At 33.4% G+C, this 19,469-nt stretch carries 18 protein-coding genes; 9 read left to right on the forward strand and 9 right to left on the reverse strand.

Going from position 1 to position 19,469, the window contains the following annotated elements; genetic code table 11:
* Window positions 1-151 precede the first annotated feature (151 nt).
* From thrA to thrC, 3 genes are all read left to right on the forward strand, one after another.
* Complete coding sequence (gene thrA / locus GQR98_RS16140; RefSeq protein ID WP_159020461.1) at window positions 152-2,596, forward strand: bifunctional aspartate kinase/homoserine dehydrogenase I; 2,445 nt, start codon at window positions 152-154, stop codon at window positions 2,594-2,596.
* Window positions 2,597-2,658: 62 nt separating this feature from the next.
* Complete coding sequence (locus tag GQR98_RS16145; RefSeq protein WP_159020462.1) at window positions 2,659-3,579, forward strand: homoserine kinase; 921 nt, start codon at window positions 2,659-2,661, stop codon at window positions 3,577-3,579.
* Between the two features lie 99 nt (window positions 3,580-3,678).
* Complete coding sequence (gene thrC / locus GQR98_RS16150; protein WP_159020463.1) at window positions 3,679-4,971, forward strand: threonine synthase; 1,293 nt, start codon at window positions 3,679-3,681, stop codon at window positions 4,969-4,971.
* Window positions 4,972-5,091: 120 nt separating this feature from the next.
* On the opposite strand, the gene GQR98_RS16155 is transcribed toward thrC, so the two are convergent.
* Window positions 5,092-6,828 carry a hybrid sensor histidine kinase/response regulator gene (locus tag GQR98_RS16155; protein WP_159020464.1) on the reverse strand — a complete coding sequence of 579 codons (1,737 nt, stop codon included), beginning with the start codon at window positions 6,826-6,828 and terminating at the stop codon, window positions 5,092-5,094.
* A 259-nt stretch (window positions 6,829-7,087) separates the two neighbouring features.
* On the opposite strand from GQR98_RS16155, the gene gcvT reads away from it, so the two are divergent.
* The 6 genes from gcvT (at window position 7,088) to GQR98_RS16185 (ending at window position 12,209) form a co-directional block, all read left to right on the forward strand.
* Entirely contained in the window at window positions 7,088-8,167 is a 1,080-nt protein-coding gene (gene gcvT / locus GQR98_RS16160; RefSeq protein WP_159020465.1) for a glycine cleavage system aminomethyltransferase GcvT, read from the forward strand.
* A gap of 3 nt (window positions 8,168-8,170) precedes the next feature.
* Window positions 8,171-9,085 carry a glutaminase gene (locus GQR98_RS16165; RefSeq protein WP_042495296.1) on the forward strand — a complete coding sequence of 305 codons (915 nt, stop codon included), beginning with the start codon at window positions 8,171-8,173 and terminating at the stop codon, window positions 9,083-9,085.
* A gap of 39 nt (window positions 9,086-9,124) precedes the next feature.
* On the forward strand, window positions 9,125-9,958 hold the full coding sequence (locus GQR98_RS16170; RefSeq protein ID WP_159020466.1) for a sugar nucleotide-binding protein: 834 nt from the start codon (window positions 9,125-9,127) through the stop codon (window positions 9,956-9,958).
* A 54-nt stretch (window positions 9,959-10,012) separates the two neighbouring features.
* Window positions 10,013-10,309: a 4a-hydroxytetrahydrobiopterin dehydratase gene (locus GQR98_RS16175; protein ID WP_042495300.1), complete on the forward strand. Its 297-nt coding sequence runs from the start codon at window positions 10,013-10,015 to the stop codon at window positions 10,307-10,309.
* 148 nt (window positions 10,310-10,457) lie between these two features.
* Entirely contained in the window at window positions 10,458-11,177 is a 720-nt protein-coding gene (locus GQR98_RS16180) for a YebC/PmpR family DNA-binding transcriptional regulator (protein ID WP_042503530.1), read from the forward strand.
* Window positions 11,178-11,234: 57 nt separating this feature from the next.
* A complete protein-coding gene (locus GQR98_RS16185) occupies window positions 11,235-12,209 on the forward strand; it encodes a Gfo/Idh/MocA family protein (RefSeq protein WP_159020467.1) in 975 nt (324 codons plus the stop codon).
* Window positions 12,210-12,223: 14 nt separating this feature from the next.
* Here GQR98_RS16185 and GQR98_RS16190 read toward each other — a convergent pair whose 3' ends face one another.
* The 8 genes from GQR98_RS16190 to GQR98_RS16225 form a co-directional block, all read right to left on the reverse strand.
* Window positions 12,224-12,970, reverse strand: coding sequence for an NYN domain-containing protein (locus GQR98_RS16190; protein ID WP_159020468.1), 747 nt, complete (start codon window positions 12,968-12,970; stop codon window positions 12,224-12,226).
* A gap of 392 nt (window positions 12,971-13,362) precedes the next feature.
* Window positions 13,363-13,911 (reverse strand): 1-acyl-sn-glycerol-3-phosphate acyltransferase, encoded by a 549-nt coding sequence (locus GQR98_RS16195; RefSeq protein WP_159020469.1) that lies wholly within the window; start codon window positions 13,909-13,911, stop codon window positions 13,363-13,365.
* 1 nt (window position 13,912) lies between these two features.
* A complete protein-coding gene (locus GQR98_RS16200; protein WP_159020470.1) occupies window positions 13,913-14,995 on the reverse strand; it encodes an iron-containing alcohol dehydrogenase family protein in 1,083 nt (360 codons plus the stop codon).
* A gap of 48 nt (window positions 14,996-15,043) precedes the next feature.
* Entirely contained in the window at window positions 15,044-15,661 is a 618-nt protein-coding gene (locus GQR98_RS16205) for a CatA-like O-acetyltransferase (RefSeq protein ID WP_159020471.1), read from the reverse strand.
* 1 nt (window position 15,662) lies between these two features.
* Window positions 15,663-16,367, reverse strand: a complete 705-nt coding sequence (locus GQR98_RS16210) for an HAD family hydrolase (RefSeq protein WP_159020472.1) — start codon at window positions 16,365-16,367, stop codon at window positions 15,663-15,665.
* Entirely contained in the window at window positions 16,358-17,086 is a 729-nt protein-coding gene (gene kdsB / locus GQR98_RS16215; RefSeq protein ID WP_159020473.1) for a 3-deoxy-manno-octulosonate cytidylyltransferase, read from the reverse strand. The genes GQR98_RS16210 and kdsB overlap by 10 nt, the downstream gene beginning before the upstream one ends.
* 105 nt (window positions 17,087-17,191) lie before the next feature.
* Window positions 17,192-17,758, reverse strand: coding sequence for a DUF4126 domain-containing protein (locus tag GQR98_RS16220; protein ID WP_159020474.1), 567 nt, complete (start codon window positions 17,756-17,758; stop codon window positions 17,192-17,194).
* A 173-nt stretch (window positions 17,759-17,931) separates the two neighbouring features.
* Entirely contained in the window at window positions 17,932-19,371 is a 1,440-nt protein-coding gene (locus GQR98_RS16225) for an ATP-dependent RecD-like DNA helicase (RefSeq protein ID WP_159020475.1), read from the reverse strand.
* Window positions 19,372-19,469: the final 98 nt, after the last annotated feature.

The raw sequence follows: 19,469 nt of genomic DNA on the forward strand, positions 1-19,469 counted from the left end.
TTTCTACAAAAGGAACGGCTACTATTTTGGCTACAACTACAAATATTACAACCCTTTGGGGTTGCTAATTATATATTCTTCAGGCAATATTTGCGATTTTATAAATCGCATAATCAAAAATATTTTTTTTAATTTTTCAATTCATTAAAACATGAAAGTTTTAAAATTTGGAGGAACTTCTGTAGGTTCTTCAGAAAACATAAATAGAGTTATTAGTATTTTAGAAAACCATGGCAAAACAGATGCTGTTGTTTGTGTTGTATCTGCCGTTGGCGGTATTACAGATAAATTACTTTTAACGGGTAAGCAAGCTCAAAATAAAGACATTAGATATAAAGACACGCTAAACTTAATTAAGGATATTCATTTTAGTATTATAAATGAATTGAACTTGGGTACCGGTGAAAACATCACCAAAGTGGTTGATAATGAATTTCAAGAATTAGAAGATTTACTAAACGGCATCTATTTAATAAATGAGTTATCTCCAAAAACATCGGATAAGCTTGTAAGTTTTGGTGAGAAACTTTCTTCTTTTATTATTGCTGAAACCATGAAGAATCGTGGTTTATCAGCCGATAGAAAAAACTCTCAGGAGCTTGTAGTTACTAACTCTAACTTTACAAAAGCAGAAGTTGATTTTAAAATCACAAATGCTAATATTCAAGATTACTTCAAAACGGCAGTTCAAAATATTACTATTTTACCTGGTTTTGTTTCAAAATCTAAATTAGGTGAACAAACTACTCTTGGACGTGGCGGGTCGGATTTCACGGCTGCTATTGTTGCTGCAGCTCTAAAAGTAGATCAATTAGAAATCTGGACAGACGTTAGTGGTATGTACACAACTAACCCTAGAATGGTGAAACAGGCCTACCCAATCTCTAAGATTTCGTATCAAGAAGCAATGGAATTATCGCATTTTGGAGCTAAAGTATTATATCCTCCAACGGTACAACCTGTGTTAAGTTTAGGTATTCCTATTCATATTAAAAACACCATGGAACCAGAAGCTGTTGGTACAGTTATTTCGAATGAAATTGTTGAAGAGTCTACTCCTGTTAAAGGAATTAGTAACATAAGCAATATTGCCTTATTGACATTACAAGGTAGCGGTATGGTTGGTATTCCTGGGTTTTCTAAACGTTTATTTGAAACGCTTTCGCAGGAAAAGATTAATGTGATCATGACCACTCAAGCGTCATCAGAGCATTCTATTTGTTTAGGTATAGACGAAAAAGAAGCAGATAGCGCTAAAATAGCTATTGATGCTGCTTTTGAAAATGAAATTGCATTAGAAAAAATAGATCCAATTATTGTTGAAACCGGTCTTTCAATCATTGCACTTGTTGGTGATAAAATGAAAAACCACCAAGGTATCAGCGGTAAAATGTTTAGTACATTAGGAAAAAACAACATTAATATTCGTGCTATCGCTCAAGGGGCTTCAGAAAAAAACATATCTGCAGTAATTACAGAAAGTGACGTAAAGAAAGCTTTAAACACGTTACATGAGCAGTTTTTTGAATCTAAAACAAAACAATTAAATGTATTTATCACTGGTGTTGGAAATGTTGGTGAGCGTTTGGTTGAACAAATAAAACAACAAAAGAAATACTTAAAGGAAAACCTTAAAATTAATCTTCGTGTTGCTGGATTATCAAATTCTAGAAAGATGATTTTTAATGAAGAAGGTATCAATTTAAAAAACTGGAAAGAGCAATTAGAAGATGGCGAACAAGCTACTCTGCAAGGTTTCTTTGAAAACACAAAAGCATTAAATTTACGTAATAGCATATTTGTTGATATTACAGCAAACGCGGATGTTGCAAACCTTTATGCTAATTATTTACGTCAAAGTATTGGTGTAGTAGCGTGTAACAAAATTGCATGTTCTAGTGATTTTAAAAATTATAAATTACTTAAAGAATTATCTTTAAAATACAATGCGCCTTATTTATTTGAAACTAACGTTGGTGCAGGTTTACCAATTATTGATACCTTAAATAATTTAATCGCTTCTGGCGATAAAGTAAATTCAATTCAGGCGGTATTATCAGGAAGTTTAAACTTTGTGTTTAACAACTTTACAGATAAAACTAAGTTTTACGATGTGGTAAAGCAAGCTGGAGCTGAAGGTTATACTGAACCAGATCCAAGAATTGATTTAAGTGGTGTAGATGTTGCTAGAAAAATTTTAATTCTTGCTAGAGAAAGTGGCGTTGAAATGAATTTAGAAGATATAGAAAACACATCTTTCTTATCGGAAGCTGGATTGAAAAGTGATTCTGTAGACGATTTTTATCAGACTTTAATTGCAGACGAGGCGCATTACCAAAAGTTATATGCTTCCGCGAAAGCGAACAATTGCCAATTAAAATATGTAGCACAATTTAACGATGGTAAAGCAAGTGTTGGTCTTCAAGAAATTCCTGAAGGACACCCATTTTATAATTTAGAAGGTAGCGACAATATTGTTATGTTTTATACACAACGTTACCCAAAACAACCTATGATTATTAAAGGCGCTGGAGCTGGTGCAGATGTTACTGCTTCTGGTTTATTTGCGGACATAATTAGAATAGGAAACGATTAAATAAGCAAATAATTGCTTGATGAGATTTCCTCCTTCTTGGAAATAACAAAAGAACTTTTGGAATGAACGAAATAAAAATATTTTCACCGGCAACCGTTGCCAACGTATCATGCGGATTCGATGTTTTAGGATTCTGTTTAGATAGTGTTGGCGACGATATGGTGATTAGAAAAACCGATAAAAAAGGAATTTTTATAACTAAAATTGTTGGTTTCGATTTGCCTTATGAAACTGAGTTAAACGTTGCTGGCGTTTCGGCTTTAGCCATGTACAACGCGATTGATGTCGATTTTGGTTTTGAAATTGAAATATACAAAAACATAAAGCCCGGCAGTGGTATTGGAAGTAGCGCTGCAAGTGCCGTTGGTAGTGTTTTTGGAATGAACGAACTTTTAGGGCGTCCGTTTAATAAAACAGAACTAACAGCTTTTGCTATTAAAGGTGAAGCCATTGCAAGCAAATGCGAACATGCTGATAACTTAGCTCCTGCCCTTTTTGGTGGTTTTACTTTAGTGAAGAGTATTAATCCTGTTCAAATATTAGAAATTCCATCACCAACGGATTTGTACGCCACCATTATACATCCTCAGATAGAAATTAAAACATCAGAGTCTCGTGCCGTACTTCCAAAAGAAGTAGCACTTAGCGATGCTATAACCCAATGGGCTAATGTGGGCAGCTTAGTACATGCCTTGCATACTAGTGATTATAATTTACTTAAAGACTCACTGCACGACGTTATTGTAGAGCCGCATAGAAGTAAGTTAATCCCGCATTATAATGACGTAAAAAAGGCATCATTGCAAGCAGGCGCATTAGGTTGTGGTATATCGGGTTCTGGACCATCAATATTTTCATTGAGCAAAGGTTTGGAAACAGCTAACAAGATAAAAGAAGCCATTAATAACGTTTATGCAAACACAGGAATTGAATTTGATATTCACGTTTCTAAAATTAATATAGAAGGCGTTAAAATAGTTTAAGTTTGATTAATCTCGTCTTTAAGACGCTAATGAAAATCACACTTAAGAATTATAAATTAATAATAAATAGCTTCCTGCTTAGGCAGGTTTTCATAAATTATGAACTACTACTCATTAAACAAAGAAGCAGCAAACACATCGTTCAAAGATGCTGTTATAAAAGGATTAGCGCCAGATAAAGGCTTGTATTTTCCTGAAAGTATTACGCCTTTACCAAAGTCGTTTTTCGATAATATTGATAATTTATCGCATACTGAGATTGCTTTTGAAGCTATTAAACAATTTGTTTCACCAGAAATACCTGAAAGTGTTTTAAGAACTATAGTTGAAGAAACATTATCTTTCGATTTCCCTGTTGTAAAGCTTAATGACAACATTTCTACTTTAGAGTTATTCCATGGACCAACCATGGCTTTTAAAGATGTTGGTGCTAGATTTATGGCGCGTTGTTTAGGTTATTTCAACAAAGACAACACCAACGAGGTTACTGTTTTAGTAGCTACGTCTGGAGATACTGGTGGTGCTGTTGCCAATGGTTTTTTAGGTGTTAAAGGTGTAAATGTTGTGATACTTTACCCTAGCGGAAAAGTGAGTGATATTCAAGAAATGCAACTTACAACTTTAGGGCAAAACATAAAAGCATTAGAAGTAGATGGTACTTTTGATGATTGCCAAGCTATGGTAAAAACAGCTTTCTTAGACGAAAGTTTAACAAGCAAAATGCAACTTACATCGGCCAACTCGATTAACGTGGCACGTTGGTTACCACAACTTTTCTATTTTATGTTTGCTTACAAGCAACTACACAATACACACGAAAACATTGTATTCTCTGTGCCAAGTGGAAATTTTGGTAATGTTTGTGCCGGAATGATGGCTCAACAATTAGGCTTGCCGATTAAGCATTTTATCGCTTCTAATAACGAAAACAATGTGGTTACACGTTATTTAGATTCCGAAAAGTACGAGCCAAAACCATCTGTACAAACTATTAGTAATGCTATGGATGTTGGTGCTCCAAGCAATTTTATTCGTATACAGGAAATTTATAAAAATAACTTTAGCGCTTTAAAAGAAAACATCTCTTCTTATAGTTTTTCAGATGATGAAACTCGAGAAGCGATGTTAGAAATTTTCAATACATATAATTATGTTGCAGATCCGCATGGAGCTGTTGGATATTTAGGTTCTAAAAACTACTTAAAAGATAACCCTAACGCACATTGCGTATTTTTAGAAACTGCTCACCCAACAAAATTCTTAGATGTTGTAGAAGAAGTTATAAAAGAAAAACAACCACTTCCTGAGCAAATACAATCGGTTATGGGAGGTGAAAAAGTTGCCATTTCTATTGCAACTTATAACGATTTAAAAGATTTCTTATTAAGCTAAACTTTTAAATAAATCAGCATAAAAAACGGTTTTACAAACATAAACACTCTAGCGTGTTTAGTTGTAAAACCGTTTTTGTTTTATAAATGAAGGCCTTATATAGAAGGTATACTTATTATATTAAGTCGTTAACACTTTATCATACTTTTTCAAAATCGAAAAAACATCTTCTTTGCTAAAAGGTTTAGATAATATATCATCGAAACCTAAAGTATCCAATTTATCAATAATTTCAGTACTTGGTATATTTGCGGTAAAGGCAATAACGATTACATCTGGTCTATATTTTTTAATATGACCAATAGCTTTAAAACCATTCATTTTAGGCATTTCTAAATCTAAAAGAACAAGATCAATATCTTTATGTAATTTTATTTCTTCAATAGCCTCAAGGCCATTTGTTCCTTTATATATTTTTGGAACATGCTTTTCTAATAGTTTTTTAGCATACATCATGCTAACCATATTATCTTCTACTAATAATAAGGTTGAATTCAATGAAAAATCATCACTGAAAGTTTCTTTGTTTATCAATTTCTTGGGAGTTAATTCAACGCGTTCTAAACTTAAAGGGAATTGAAATCGCGTACCTTTATTTAATCTACTTTCTATTTTTATCTCAGAGTTCATGGCTATTATAATGGATTGAGAAATAGCCAAACCTAAACCTGTGCCACCGTATACGGGATTTTTTTCATTTTTAATTTGATGAAAACTTTCAAATACTTTCTTTAAATTTCTAGGAGCTATACCAATTCCGGTATCCTGAACCACAAAATGTACAGATACCATATCGTTATGTAATTCAACAACTTCAGCCGAAAAGGTAATTCTCCCTTGTTCTGTAAATTTAATGGCATTTGATATCAAATTATGCACAACCTGAGCAAAACGCTTTCCATCTACATTAACAACAACGTCCTTTAATCTACTATCGATGTACGAATGAAGTTCTAAGTTTTTTTCTTCTGCTTTATTAATAAACGGAATTGTAATTTTATTCAGAAAATCGTAAAGTTCCTTAGGTTCATTAAACAACTCAAAACGGCCAGATTCTATTTTATGAATATCTAACATATCATTAACTAATAATAACATGTTATCATTACAATAATCTAAAATTTCAAAGTACTTCTTAGTCGTAGCCTCGTTGTTATCATTACCTAAAATTAATTGGGTAACACCATTGATACTATTAATTTGTGTACGTAATTCGTGCCCAAGGTTAGATAACACTCTAGTTCTTCTGTCCTTCTCGTTTTCGGCATCTTCCTTATCACTAAATATTTTTTTTATAAAAGATTTACTTTGGCCAAGTGCTTGTAGCGAAAAAACCATAATAAGTATAAAGGCTACTGATGAGTTGATAACAAACTTTAAGTGCACTTCTTCTTTCGTTAAATCCGTATAATAGTTTGAATATAATGGAGAAACCACAACAGTAATAACCATTAATGAAATAATTACCGCATATAGAATATTAGTATGTTTTTGAAAATAGATTTCGTGCCTAATAACGTACGGTAAGCAAAAAAGCATAACCAATTGAAACCAATAATATCCAGACATTAAACCTTCTAAATAAGATAGACCAACCAAGGCACTTCCTAATGTTATGTATACAATATATGGGCCAGCTAAATAATTACGGCGTACCACAAAAAAATAGACACTAACAAAAAAGCTTATTAAAGGCAATATAATGAGCAATGCCGAAGCGGTTAATCCTTGCTTGTAGTTCCAAATAGTGTAAGCTCCAGTAAAAAGCGTAGTAGATAAATAAATACGAATAGCGTGCTTAAAAAAAGTTTTACGCTTTAAATCTTTAAAATTGAGAGTCCTTATTGTTGGTTCCATTTGGAAATTGCTACAGACAAAAGAAACGCTTTTACCGATTAAATGCAAGTTTGGTAAAATATTTTTTCAAAAAAAACACATGAAAATGCTTTTAATCTATAATCTATTCCATTCTTTTTGAAATAATTATCAATACAGCCTCTATTTTAGGTGTTAATATATCATCAGAATAGATTAAAAGTAAATCTATATTTTTTCAATACATTTGTTTTCTGAAACGATTCACTAATATTTATAAAATCATAAAAACACAACCTTAATGAAAAACACAGCCTTAACCCAAACTCACGAAGCTCTAGGAGCTAAAATGGTACCTTTTGCAGGATATAATATGCCTGTTCAATATGAAGGTGTAAATGCTGAACATGAAACGGTAAGAACTAGCGTTGGTGTTTTTGATGTTTCTCATATGGGTGAATTTTTAATTGAAGGTCAACATGCATTAAGTTTAATTCAAAAAGTATCTAGTAACGATGCTTCAAAATTAACTATAGGAAAAGCACAATATAGCTGTTTACCAAATGATAAAGGCGGTATTGTAGACGATTTAATTATTTATAAAATAAAAGAAGAAACATATCTTTTAGTAGTTAATGCAAGCAATATTGAAAAAGATTGGAATTGGATTCAGTCTAAAAACAATGTTGGAGCAGAAATGAAGAATTTAAGCGAAGATTATTCATTATTAGCCATTCAAGGTCCAAAAGCTATTGAAGCTATGCAATCTATTACAAGTCACGATTTGGCTGCTATTAAATTTTACAATTTTGTAGTTGGAGATTTTGCAGGTATCGAAAACGTGATTATATCGGCTACTGGTTATACAGGTAGTGGTGGATTTGAAATTTATTGTAAAAACACCGAAGTAAAACAAGTTTGGGATAACGTTTTTAAAGCTGGTGCAGATTACGGCATTAAGCCTATTGGTTTAGCAGCACGTGATACCTTACGTTTAGAAATGGGGTATTGCCTTTACGGAAATGATATTGATGACACCACCTCTCCTATTGAGGCTGGTTTAAGTTGGATTACAAAATTCAACAAAGACTTTACAAACTCAGAGGCTTTAAAAGCAGAAAAAGAACGCGGATCGGAAAGAAAATTAATTGCTTTCGAATTAGACGAGCGCGGCATTCCTCGTCATGATTATGATATCGTTGATGGTAATGGTAACAAAATTGGTGTGGTAACTTCTGGAACCATGTCTCCTAGTTTAGGTATAGGTATTGGCTTAGGTTATGTGCCAACGGTTTTTGCCGATGTAAACAGTAAAATAAATATTCAAATTAGAAAAAAAGCGGTACCTGCAACAGTAGTTAAATTACCGTTTTACAAATAGTCTATGTTAGATTTTCAAGCTATTTTAGAAAGCATTCAAAAAAACGCTACAGAAGCACCCGATAAGGGTGCTGTGGCAACATATATTCCGGAGTTAGCCCATATTAGTAAGGATAACTTCGGAATTCATTTACGCACTTCCGATGGAAAAAGTTATGGGGCAGGCGATTTTAATAAACCCTTTTCCATACAGAGTATTTCTAAAGTTTTAGCGCTATCTAAAGCTATGTCGCTAATTGGCGAAAATATTTGGAAACGTATGGATGTCGAGCCCTCTGGCCACCCGTTTAACCAATTGGCTTTATTGGAAATTGAAAATGGTATTCCCCGAAATCCATTTATTAATTCTGGAGCTATTGTAATTGCAGATATTCTACTTTCAAATTTAGAAAATCCAAAAGAAGATTTTTTAAATTACGTACGCGATTTAACTAACGATCAAACTATAGAATATAACCAAGCCGTTGCAGATTCTGAAAAACGAACAGGTTTTAAAAATTATGCGGCAGCCAATCTTCTAAAATCATTTAAAAATTTAGACAATCCAGTAAATGATGTTTTAGATTTTTATTTTCAACAATGCTCATTAGAGATGACGTGTAGCCAACTAACAAAAACATTTTCGTTTTTGGCAAATAAAGGCACCTGTATGTTAGATAAAGTACGCCTTACTGAAACTCAAGCAAAACGTATAAATGCCATAATGCTTACTTGTGGATTTTACGATGAGGCTGGCGAATTCGCTTTTGAGGTAGGTTTACCAGGTAAATCTGGTGTTGGCGGTGGTATTGTAGCGCTTCTACCCGATAATTTTACTATTGCAACATGGTCTCCAGGACTAAATAAAAAAGGAAATTCTAAACTTGGCATGTTGGCTTTAGAGGCTTTTACGACTAAAACAAAGTTATCCATTTTCTAAGTTACAATTAACTTATAAATGGCTTAAGAAGTTTGATGTATGATAAAGCGGGAAAGTAAACATAGAATTCTAATTTTAGGAGTAAGTGGCTTTTTAGGAAGCGCCATTTACAAAGAGCTTTTCCCCTATTTTAGAACCTCGGGTACATATAATACAACGAACAAAGCCTTAGAAAAAAATCGTCAGTTTTTTCATTATAATTATGAAGAAGATGATATTTACGAAATTCTAGATATTGTAAAACCAACCATCATTATTTCGGCGCTTCGTGGTGATTTTTCTAAACAAGTTATGCTACACAGGCACTTGGCGGAGTATTTACTATTAGAAAACACCAAACTCATCTTTTTATCTTCCGCAAACGTATTTGATGCCTACAGCAAATACCCAAGTTACGAACAAGATAAAACACTTAGTAATAGTATTTATGGTCACTTCAAAATTAAAATTGAAAACATGCTACTGCGCCTACCAAAAAAGAAAGTGGCTATTGTAAGGTTACCTATGGTTTTTGGTTCGCATGCGCCAAGGTTAATAGAAATACTTCAACTTATAGATTTAAATGAACCAATTGAAGTGTTTCCTAATTTAGTAATGAATGTCACTTCTGATAACAAATTGACACAGCAAATTCATTACATCATCAACCGGAATAAATCCGGTGTTTTCCATCTCGGAAGTAATGATTTAGTACATCACGACGATTTTATAAAAGAAATTATAGAAACACTTCACCTAGAACATAAAGCAAAATACAAGCAAGTTTTTACAACCAACGATGAGCGCTATTTAGCTGTTTTACCAAAATTCAACAAGTTACCAAAACACTTACAATTGGTGAGTCAGGATATTTTATTAGAATTAAAAAAATGAGCATATTATCCGTAAATAAATCACTAATTTAGTCTCTTCAAAAACATATAAATAATGATGAAACTTTCCGAAGACGATATAGAAAAAAGATTGCTTCAATACCCAGATTGGGAGTATTATGAAAATGCAATTCACGCCGAATTTGAATTCGATAATTTTAAAGATTGCTTTAGCGCTATGAGTCGTATAGCTTTTGAATGCGAAGCTTTAAACCATCATCCAGATTGGAGTAATGTTTACAATGTGCTCAATATTTCAATCTCTACGCACGATGCAGATGGTGTAACTGCCAAAGATTTTAAACTAGCCAAAGCTATTGATAGCATTGTAGTGCCTGAAGACGAGGAATAATTTGTATTTCTGCTGAAGGTTTTTAACTTTGTGCGATTAAAATAATAGACGTGTTTTCGCTTTCGCGAAAATATAACAATAATAGTGAAATTGATACATCTAGAATATCCAGAGGCATTGAGATCACATCAACTAAAAGAATGTAATTATGGGAAGAGCTTTTGAATTTAGAAAAGCAAGAAAAATGAAACGTTGGTCTGCTATGAGCAAAGCCTTTACACGTATTGGTAAAGATATTGTTATGGCGGTTAAAGAAGGAGGACCCGATCCTGCAAGTAACTCGCGTTTACGTGCTGTAATACAAAATGCTAAGGCTGTAAATATGCCTAAGGATAATGTAGAACGTGCCATTAAAAAAGCAAGTGAAAAAGGCCAAGGCGATTATAAAGAGGTTCTTTTTGAAGGTTATGCACCACATGGTATTGCTGTTTTAGTAGAAACTGCTACAGATAACAATACTAGAACAGTTGCTAATGTACGTAGCTATTTTAACAAATGTGATGGTAGTTTAGGTACTTCTGGTTCTGTAGTTTTTATGTTCGACCATACTTGTAATTTTAGAATTGATGCGGAAGGATTAGATCCTGAAGAATTAGAACTTGAATTCATCGATTTTGGTGCAGAAGAAGTATTTGCCGATGATGATGGTATTTTAATTTATGCACCTTTTGAAAGTTTTGGAGCCATTCAAGCTGAATTAGAATCTCGAGAAATTGAAATTTTATCTTCTGGATTTGAACGCATTCCACAAGTTACAAAGCCTCTATCTGCAGATGAAGCTGCCGATGTAGAAAAACTTTTAGAAAAACTGGAAGAAGATGATGATGTACAAAATGTATATCATACCATGGAAGAAAGTGCTGAGTAATATTCAACTTAATATATTAAAGAGAACTTAGCGGTTCTCTTTTTTTATACTTTATATATGAAAACAATAAACTGGGGAATTATAGGTTGCGGGAATGTAACCGAAGTTAAAAGTGGACCTGCTTACAAACTTACAAGTGGTTTTAATATTGAAGCCGTGATGCGTCGTGATCGAGAAAAACTTGAAGATTATGCTAAGCGTCACAACATCAATAAAACATATACAGATGCCGATGCACTTATTAATGATAGTAGCATTGATGCCATTTATATAGCAACGCCACCCGATAGCCATAAACTTTACGCCTTAAAGGTTGCTGCCGCTGGAAAAACATGTTGTATCGAAAAGCCACTAAGCCCAAGTTATGCTGATAGTTTAGAAATATATAATGCTTTTAAGAAAAAAAACAGCCCACTATTTGTAGCCTATTATCGTAGATCTTTACCACGGTTTTTAAAAGTTAAAGAATGGTTAGACAATAACTTTATTGGCGATGTTAGGCATATATCGGCGCATTTAAGCAAACCTGCAAACCAAACCGATTTATTAAAAAAAGATAATTGGCGAACAGATTCTAAAATTGCACCCGCAGGTTATTTTGATGATTTAGCCAGCCATGGATTAGATTTATTTACCTTCTTTTTAGGAGATATAGAAGATGCCAAAGGCTTCAGTTTAAATCAGCAAAATTTATATTCTGCTAAGGATGCCGTTACCGCGTCTTGGTTGCATAAAAATGGTATTACAGGCTCTGGAACTTGGAATTTTGGATGTAGTGATCATGTAGATCATGTTACTATTTATGGTAGTAAAGGCACCATTGAATTCTCTGTATTTCATGAAAACCCAATTGTACTAAAAAGCGAATCTAAAACTCAATCGTTAGTTATTGAAAACCCAAAACATATACAAACACCACATGTTGAAAACATGAAAGCAGTTTTGTTTAATGAATTAGCTGCACATCCTTCTACAGGAAAAACAGCATTGCATACCAGTTGGGTAATGGATAAAATTTTAGATAAGCTCTAAATACTACTACTTTACTATTTATTTTTTACATAAATTAACTTAAAGCGTCCGTTTGTTTGATCACGTTGCTCCATTTCAAATTGTGGTAGAGATTTAAACAGTGGTGTTAACTTCTGGAAACCAAAGTTTCGAGAATCGAAGTTAGGTTGCTTTTTAAGAATTAAAGAGCCTACATCGCCTAAAAACGCCCAACCATCATCGTCTGCAGCATCATCTACAGAGTTTTTCAACATCTTAATAATTTTAGGTGTTATGTTGTATAGGTTCTCTTTTTTAGGTTTCACTCCTTTCTTGTCCTTACTAATGTCTTCATCTTCATCACTATCCTTAGCAAGGATTTCTAGATAGATAAATTTATCGCAAGCCACAATAAAAGGGTTCGGTGTTTTCTTTTCCCCCATACCATAAACCACCATAGCGGCTTCTCGCAATCGGGTAGCTAATTTTGTAAAATCACTATCTGATGATACTAAGCAAAAACCGTTTACCTTTTCAGAATATAAAATATCCATAGCATCGATAATCATTGCTGAATCTGTAGCATTTTTACCTGTTGTATAGCCATATTGTTGTATTGGCGTTATGGCATTTTCCAAAAGCACATTTTTCCATTTGGAAAGATGTGGTTTGGTCCAATCACCATAAATGCGCTTAATTGTTGGTGTGCCGTATTTGGCTATTTCTTCCATCATTTCAGAAATATATCTAGATGGTATGTTGTCGCCATCGATTAGAACGGCAATTTTTGTGTCTTTTATCATAATTATTAAAGATAAAAAAATATAACAGATTCTATATTTTCTTTTTATTATTTTTTATGGAATTTTTCCTAAAAAACAACCGGACATTATTTTAGCCTATTGTTACCAGATAAATCGCGTTAGGGATTGTAGTATTGTTGGAGCTCTTTTTGTGTTGTTGCACCTATTGCAACACAAAAAAGCGACTGCGGAAAGCCCGACCCTTGGGTAACGCCATTACAAACAACATGCTAAAATTAGGAATAAAAAAAAGCTATATTCTTTGAGAGACATAGCTTTTGGAGTTTTAGTTGAAAATTCTGTTTCTTTTTAGGGACAAACAATTGTTTACTTTATGTTTCAGGATTCGCAACTAAACTATTAATTTCAAATATTATGCCAGTTTTAATGACTTATGAATATTTGGATACTTTTCCTTTTACATCTTTAAAAAATGCTCTAAGCACTTCGAAATCTGCTTCGACATTATCTGTTGGATAAAATGGTTCTGAAATTTTGTTTTGCTTATTTTCAAAATCTAGCGTAAACATAATTATTGGAACGTTAGCTTGTTTAGCGAGGTAGTAAAAACCGGTTCGCCATTGGTCAACTTTTTTTCTTGTTCCTTCGGGTGCTAACGTCATTCTAAACTCTTCTTTTTCTTTAAAAAGTTTAGCTATGGCATCTACCTTATTCTCGTTATTTTGACGGTTAATAGGCGCACCTCCTAAGGCTCTAAAAAACCAAGCTACCGGAAATACAAACAACTCTTTTTTGCCAACAAAATTGGTTTTAAATTGGATTACAGCTCGCAATAAAACTCCAAGGTAAAAATCGTGCCAACTGGTGTGTGGTGCGGCAATAATAACCGCTTTTTTAACCGTATCTTTTGAGAAATTTGTGTTACCAACAATTTGCCAGCCTAAGACCTTAAAATAGATAACTTTGGCTAGCCATTGCATATTATATTTTTTTATAAATTCCTTTTAATTTTTCTGGTGTTATAGTTTCTTTCCAATTTTTACCTATTGCATTTTCCCAAAGTGGCTCTAAACTTAATGCCACACGAATCATAGTATCAAACTGCTCATCGGTTAATTTTGAACAAATACCTGTTGGTAACTCTATGTTGTGTTTTGCTTTCATTTGTTTAAAAATGGCAACACCTTCTGGGTAAAACTCTTCTAAATGATCGAAAACTAAACAGTTACCAATACCATGTTTTACACCTAATAAAAACGATAAACCATAACTCATGGCATGTGCTACACCTACTTGAGAGTAAGCAATACTCATACCTCCGTGCCAGCTAGCCATCATTAATTTATCTTGAGATTCTTCTTCAGATAAATCGCCATCTAAAAATATTTCTTTACATAAATCGAACGATTTTTCTCCGTAAGTTTTACTAAACTCATTTAAGTAAGTACCATTTAAGGACTCTACGCAATGTACATAGCAATCCATACCTGTGTAAAACCATTGATCTTTTGGCACATCTTTAGACAATTCTGGATCTAAAAGTACTTGATCGAACGGCGTAAAATCACTATTAATTCCTAATTTGAGTTTTGGACCTGTGAGTATAGTTGTTCTGGATACCTCTGCTCCTGTTCCTGAAATTGTCGGGATACCAACGTGATAAATAGCTGCGTTTTTTACTAAATCCCACCCTTGGTAATCTTGAGCTTCGCCTTCGTTTGTTATTAAAAGCGCTACGGCTTTTGATAAATCTAACAAGCTACCTCCACCAATACCTATAATACCAGATGGACGCTCTTTAGATTTTAATATTATATCTTCAACAAGTTCGTCAACTTGTGTTGTTTTAGGTTCTTCTTTAGATGAAACAAATATAATTCTATCATCATAAGAAAGGTCTATTCTAGATGTTAACCAAGCGTTGTTTTTAAAAACGTCGTCTATTAAGAAAATAAAAGGCGCATGAATACTAGATCGTTTTGGGGCTAAAACGTCGTTTATTTGATTGAAACTACCTCTGCCAAATATAACTCTAGGCACCATTGGAAAGTTTTTGTAACTCATTTGTTAGGTTTTCTTTTACGAAATGTAAAAATACTATTAATTTAAATTTTACTGGTTTAAAAACTGCTGAAATTTCTTAGAAAAAAGTCCCACATGGTATCCATCCACTAAGGCGTGGTTTACATGTATGGACACATTCATAATTAATTCATCATTTATAAGGGTCGCTTTCCCAAAAGATAATTTTGGAACACTATCTACAAGCCCAGAATTAGGTTCTTTATGTGCTATAAAATTGACCCAAGGTAATGCGGAACAATGAATACAATCTTGGCCATTAACTAGGGGAAACAATTCTGTTGTACTTTTAATACGGTTTTTCTCAGCGTCTAAGTTTTTAGAAAATGTTTCTAAATTCTCATTATAAGTCACAAATGAAAAACCAAAGGTATTATCATCTCTTAAAATAGTTGGGGATGTGTGTATCACATCATAAGCAACTACCTGCCCGTTTTCAATTCTATATTTAAAGTTTTCTATCGCGTTAATGGCACGCATACAATCGTGCAAATACCGAGTAAAAAAGCTTGTTTTTGTTTCCTTAGAAACTTGATATGCCTTGGTGACATTGAATGGTATAGTTACAGCGAAAGAAGGATCGGCTAAGCCCGAAAAATGTTCGAAATGCTGTTTTCTATTCCAAGTATTAATATCGATTACTTTCAAATTAATTAATAAGTTTTAAAAGTTCGGTTAATGTATTTATAGTTCTGTAAGCCTTACCGTTGGTTTCCTTTTCGGTAACTTGCTCGTGTGCCCAAGTGGTATGAAAAGGGACGTGTATAGCCTGGGCTTTTAAATTCACTAAGGGTAAAACATCTGATTTTAATGAATTTCCTATCATTAAAAATTCCGAAGGCTTCACATCTAAACGGTTTAGCATTTGAGAATAATTATCTTCTTGCTTATCACTTAAAACTTCAATATGGTGAAAATAATGGGTTAAACCCGATTTCTCTAATTTACGTTCCTGATCCAATAAATCGCCTTTAGTTGCTAGAATAAGTCTATATTTTTTTGATAAATTTTCTAAAACTTCTTCTACGCCCTCTAAAAGTTCCACAGGCTTATTAAGCATATTTTTTCCGATGTTTAAAATAGCTTCTATGGTTTTATTAGAAACGGTATAGTTCGATAGTTCCAACGCTACTTCTACCATCGATAAGGTAAACGCTTTTATACCGTAACCATATAAAGGTAAATTGCTTATTTCTTTTTTGAAAAGTTCTTGATCAATTTTATTAGGTGTTTCATATTTTGATAACAACCTACCAATTTCATCTTCGGCTTCTCGAAAATAAGTTTCGTTTACCCAAAGTGTATCATCGGCATCAAAACCAATTACTTTAATGTTATCGTAATTTATTTCCATAATTTCTTTGCGCGCTCTAAATCTTCAGGTGTATCTATTTCTACACCTTGTACATCAGTTTCTACCATTTTAATACGTTTACCGTATTCTAAATAACGAATACATTCTATTTTTTCCGAAGCTTCTAACGATAGCATTGGCAACTTATAGAAATCTATAATAGCCTGCTTTCTAAATGCATAAACACCTTTATGTTTAAAATATCGAACACCTACACCTTTATCACGAGGATAAGGAATTGGGCTTCTTGAAAAATAAAGTGCAAAATTGGACTGATCGACAATTACTTTTACCGTATTCGGGTTTTTAATTTCTTCTTCGTCAGTAATATGTACCATTAATGATGCCAAATCAACTTCTTTATTAGGGTCTTGTTTAAATACCTCAATAAGTTTAGTTAACGATTCTTTATCAGTAAAAGGCTCATCGCCTTGCACATTAATAACAATATCTACATCTAAAAGCTCTACTGCTTCAGCAATTCTATCGCTGCCACAATCGTGCTCCTTTTTGCTCATAATGGCTTTTCCGCCGTGGTTTACAATTTCATTATAAATAATATCGCTATCTGTAACCACAATAACATCATCAAAAAGTTTGGTAGCAACCGTAGCCTCGTAAGTTCTAAGAATAACAGTTTTCCCTCCTAGGTCTTGCATAAGTTTTGCCGGGAAACGTGATGCACTGTACCGTGCAGGAATCATTGATATTATTTTCATGTGAAATGTTACTGTCTATTAAAACTGTATTTTAGTTTTTCATTAAAGCCATTATTCAGCTAAACCTTAAATCTTCATCAAAAATAAGATAAATAATAGAATGTTTTAAGGATTACTGGGCTTAAACTTCTTATAAACCTTAAAAATTATAAATAATATAAGAAGAACTAAAACAATAGCAAGAATTGGCATAAATATAGACACAACCGACATTACCACAGATGTTCCTGTTTCTAAAGTGGCTACAATAGGGTTGGCTAAACCACCTGTTGTTGCTGTTGAAGCTAAACGCGTGGTACTCGAAGTTCCTGCTACTGCAGCAGCTGTACCTCCACCAGCAATAATAGCTAGTGCCCAAGTTACTACTGGACTTAAATCGGCAACAGTAGACAACATAACTGCTGTACCAGCCAAGGCGGCTAATGGTACTGCAACGGTATCTAATAAGTTATCGACATATGGAATGAAATATGCGCAAATCTCTACCAATGTAGCTACGCCAAGTGTAATTATAGCAGCGGTACTCCCAATCCATTGCCAAGATTCGTTAAGCTCCCAAACATCAAAATAAGCCGCTAAACTTAATGCGAATAAGGGCATAAAAACTCGAAAACCCACTGATGCGGAAAGTCCGATACCTAAAAAAATACTTATTATTGTTTCTACTGTCATAAAAAAATTAAATCCATTTAAATGAAATTCTTCACTATATCAGGAATATTAAAGTTACTAAAGATAAATAATTAAAAAAGATTAACGACATCTACCTTGTTGTAAAGAAGAAATCCGTTTCTAATTTTATTAATTTTATCAAGAACTGTGCCTTTACTTATTTTTATACTGTGCTACTCGGAAAGCGGGTCTTCCTCAAAAAACTCATCTTTAAAACCAATAAGATATAATTTTTCTTTAGCACGCGTGGCGGCGGTATAAAGCCAGCGTAAATAATCTTTATCTATCCCGTTTGGTAAATAAGGCTGCTCCACAAAAACGGTATTCCATTGTCCACCCTGAGATTTATGGCAAGTTATAGCATAAGAGAACTTTACCTGTAAGGCATTAAAATGTTTGTTGCTTTTTACCTTTAGAAATTTTTTATATTTAGAAGTTTCATTTTCAAAATCTTTCATCACTTCTTGGTACAATCGGTTAGACTCATCGTAAGGTAACGAAGGCGTTTCAGCCTCAATAGTATCTAGAAGCAACACCGTTTCAAAAGGTTGCATTTTAGGATAATCTACCATACGCACTTTAACTTCCGCGAAGCGAAAACCATACAATTCCTGAATACTAAAAATTTCTAATACTTCAATAATATCTCCATTGGCTATAAAACCTGCTTCTGTAGTGGGCTTTAACCAAAAATAATTATTTTTAACTACCATCAAATAATCACCAGCAGATAATTCGTTTTCATTAAATAAAATACGACTTCTAATTTGTTGATTATACATATTAGCACGTTTATTACTCCGCACAATTATCGCCGTTTCTTCGTTTCCTAATTCACTATAAGCGTCGTTTATAGCGTCCATAATTTCGTAACCATCAACTAGCCTAACAATATCTTTAAAGCCGTTTAAATCAAACTTAAAATAATCATACATCTCTCTTGCCAACACATCTCTAAGTATAGTTGCATTAACTAGTATACCAGAATCCTGACCTTGCCTAACCACTTCGTCCAATTCCATTCTAGTCACCTCTTTGTTGTAATTTAAAGCTAAGGTGTTTTCGTCTAGAGCCGGACTAATATCCAATTTTACCGGAGGCAACTGCGCGGTATCACCAATTAATAATAACTTACAATTATGACCAGCATAAACGTATTGCATTAAATCGTCTAAAAGCGATCCATTTTCCATTAATTTAGATTCGCTTGGCGTATCCGGAATCATCGACGCTTCATCTACAATAAAAATGGTGTTTTTATGCTTATTCGGTTGTAGAACAAACTTTACACCACCACCAGCATCTTTTTTTGGGAAATATATTTTTTTATGAATAGTGAATGCCTCTTTTCCAGAATAATTAGCGATTACTTTGGCTGCTCGGCCGGTTGGCGCCATTAAAACGGCACTCTTTTTTGCCTTCCATAAATTGTTTACAATAGCCCCTACAATCGTTGTTTTCCCAGTACCTGCGTAGCCTTTAAGCAAATACAAGGCGTTTTTATCGCTTTTAAAGATAAACTCTGATAATTGCTGAAGTACAATATTTTGTTTAATTGTTGGATTAAACGGAAACTGCTGTTTTATAAGGGAATAGAATTCGGATGCTGTCATTAATTGAAAATAATTTTAGAAATTCTTCAAAGATAGAATGATTTTTATTCGCTTTGGTTTTTACGATTAAAAAAAAATTGTAGATTTGCTAAATAACG

It is taken from the genome of Algibacter sp. L3A6 (genome assembly GCF_009796825.1).
Lineage (GTDB): Bacteria > Bacteroidota > Bacteroidia > Flavobacteriales > Flavobacteriaceae > Algibacter.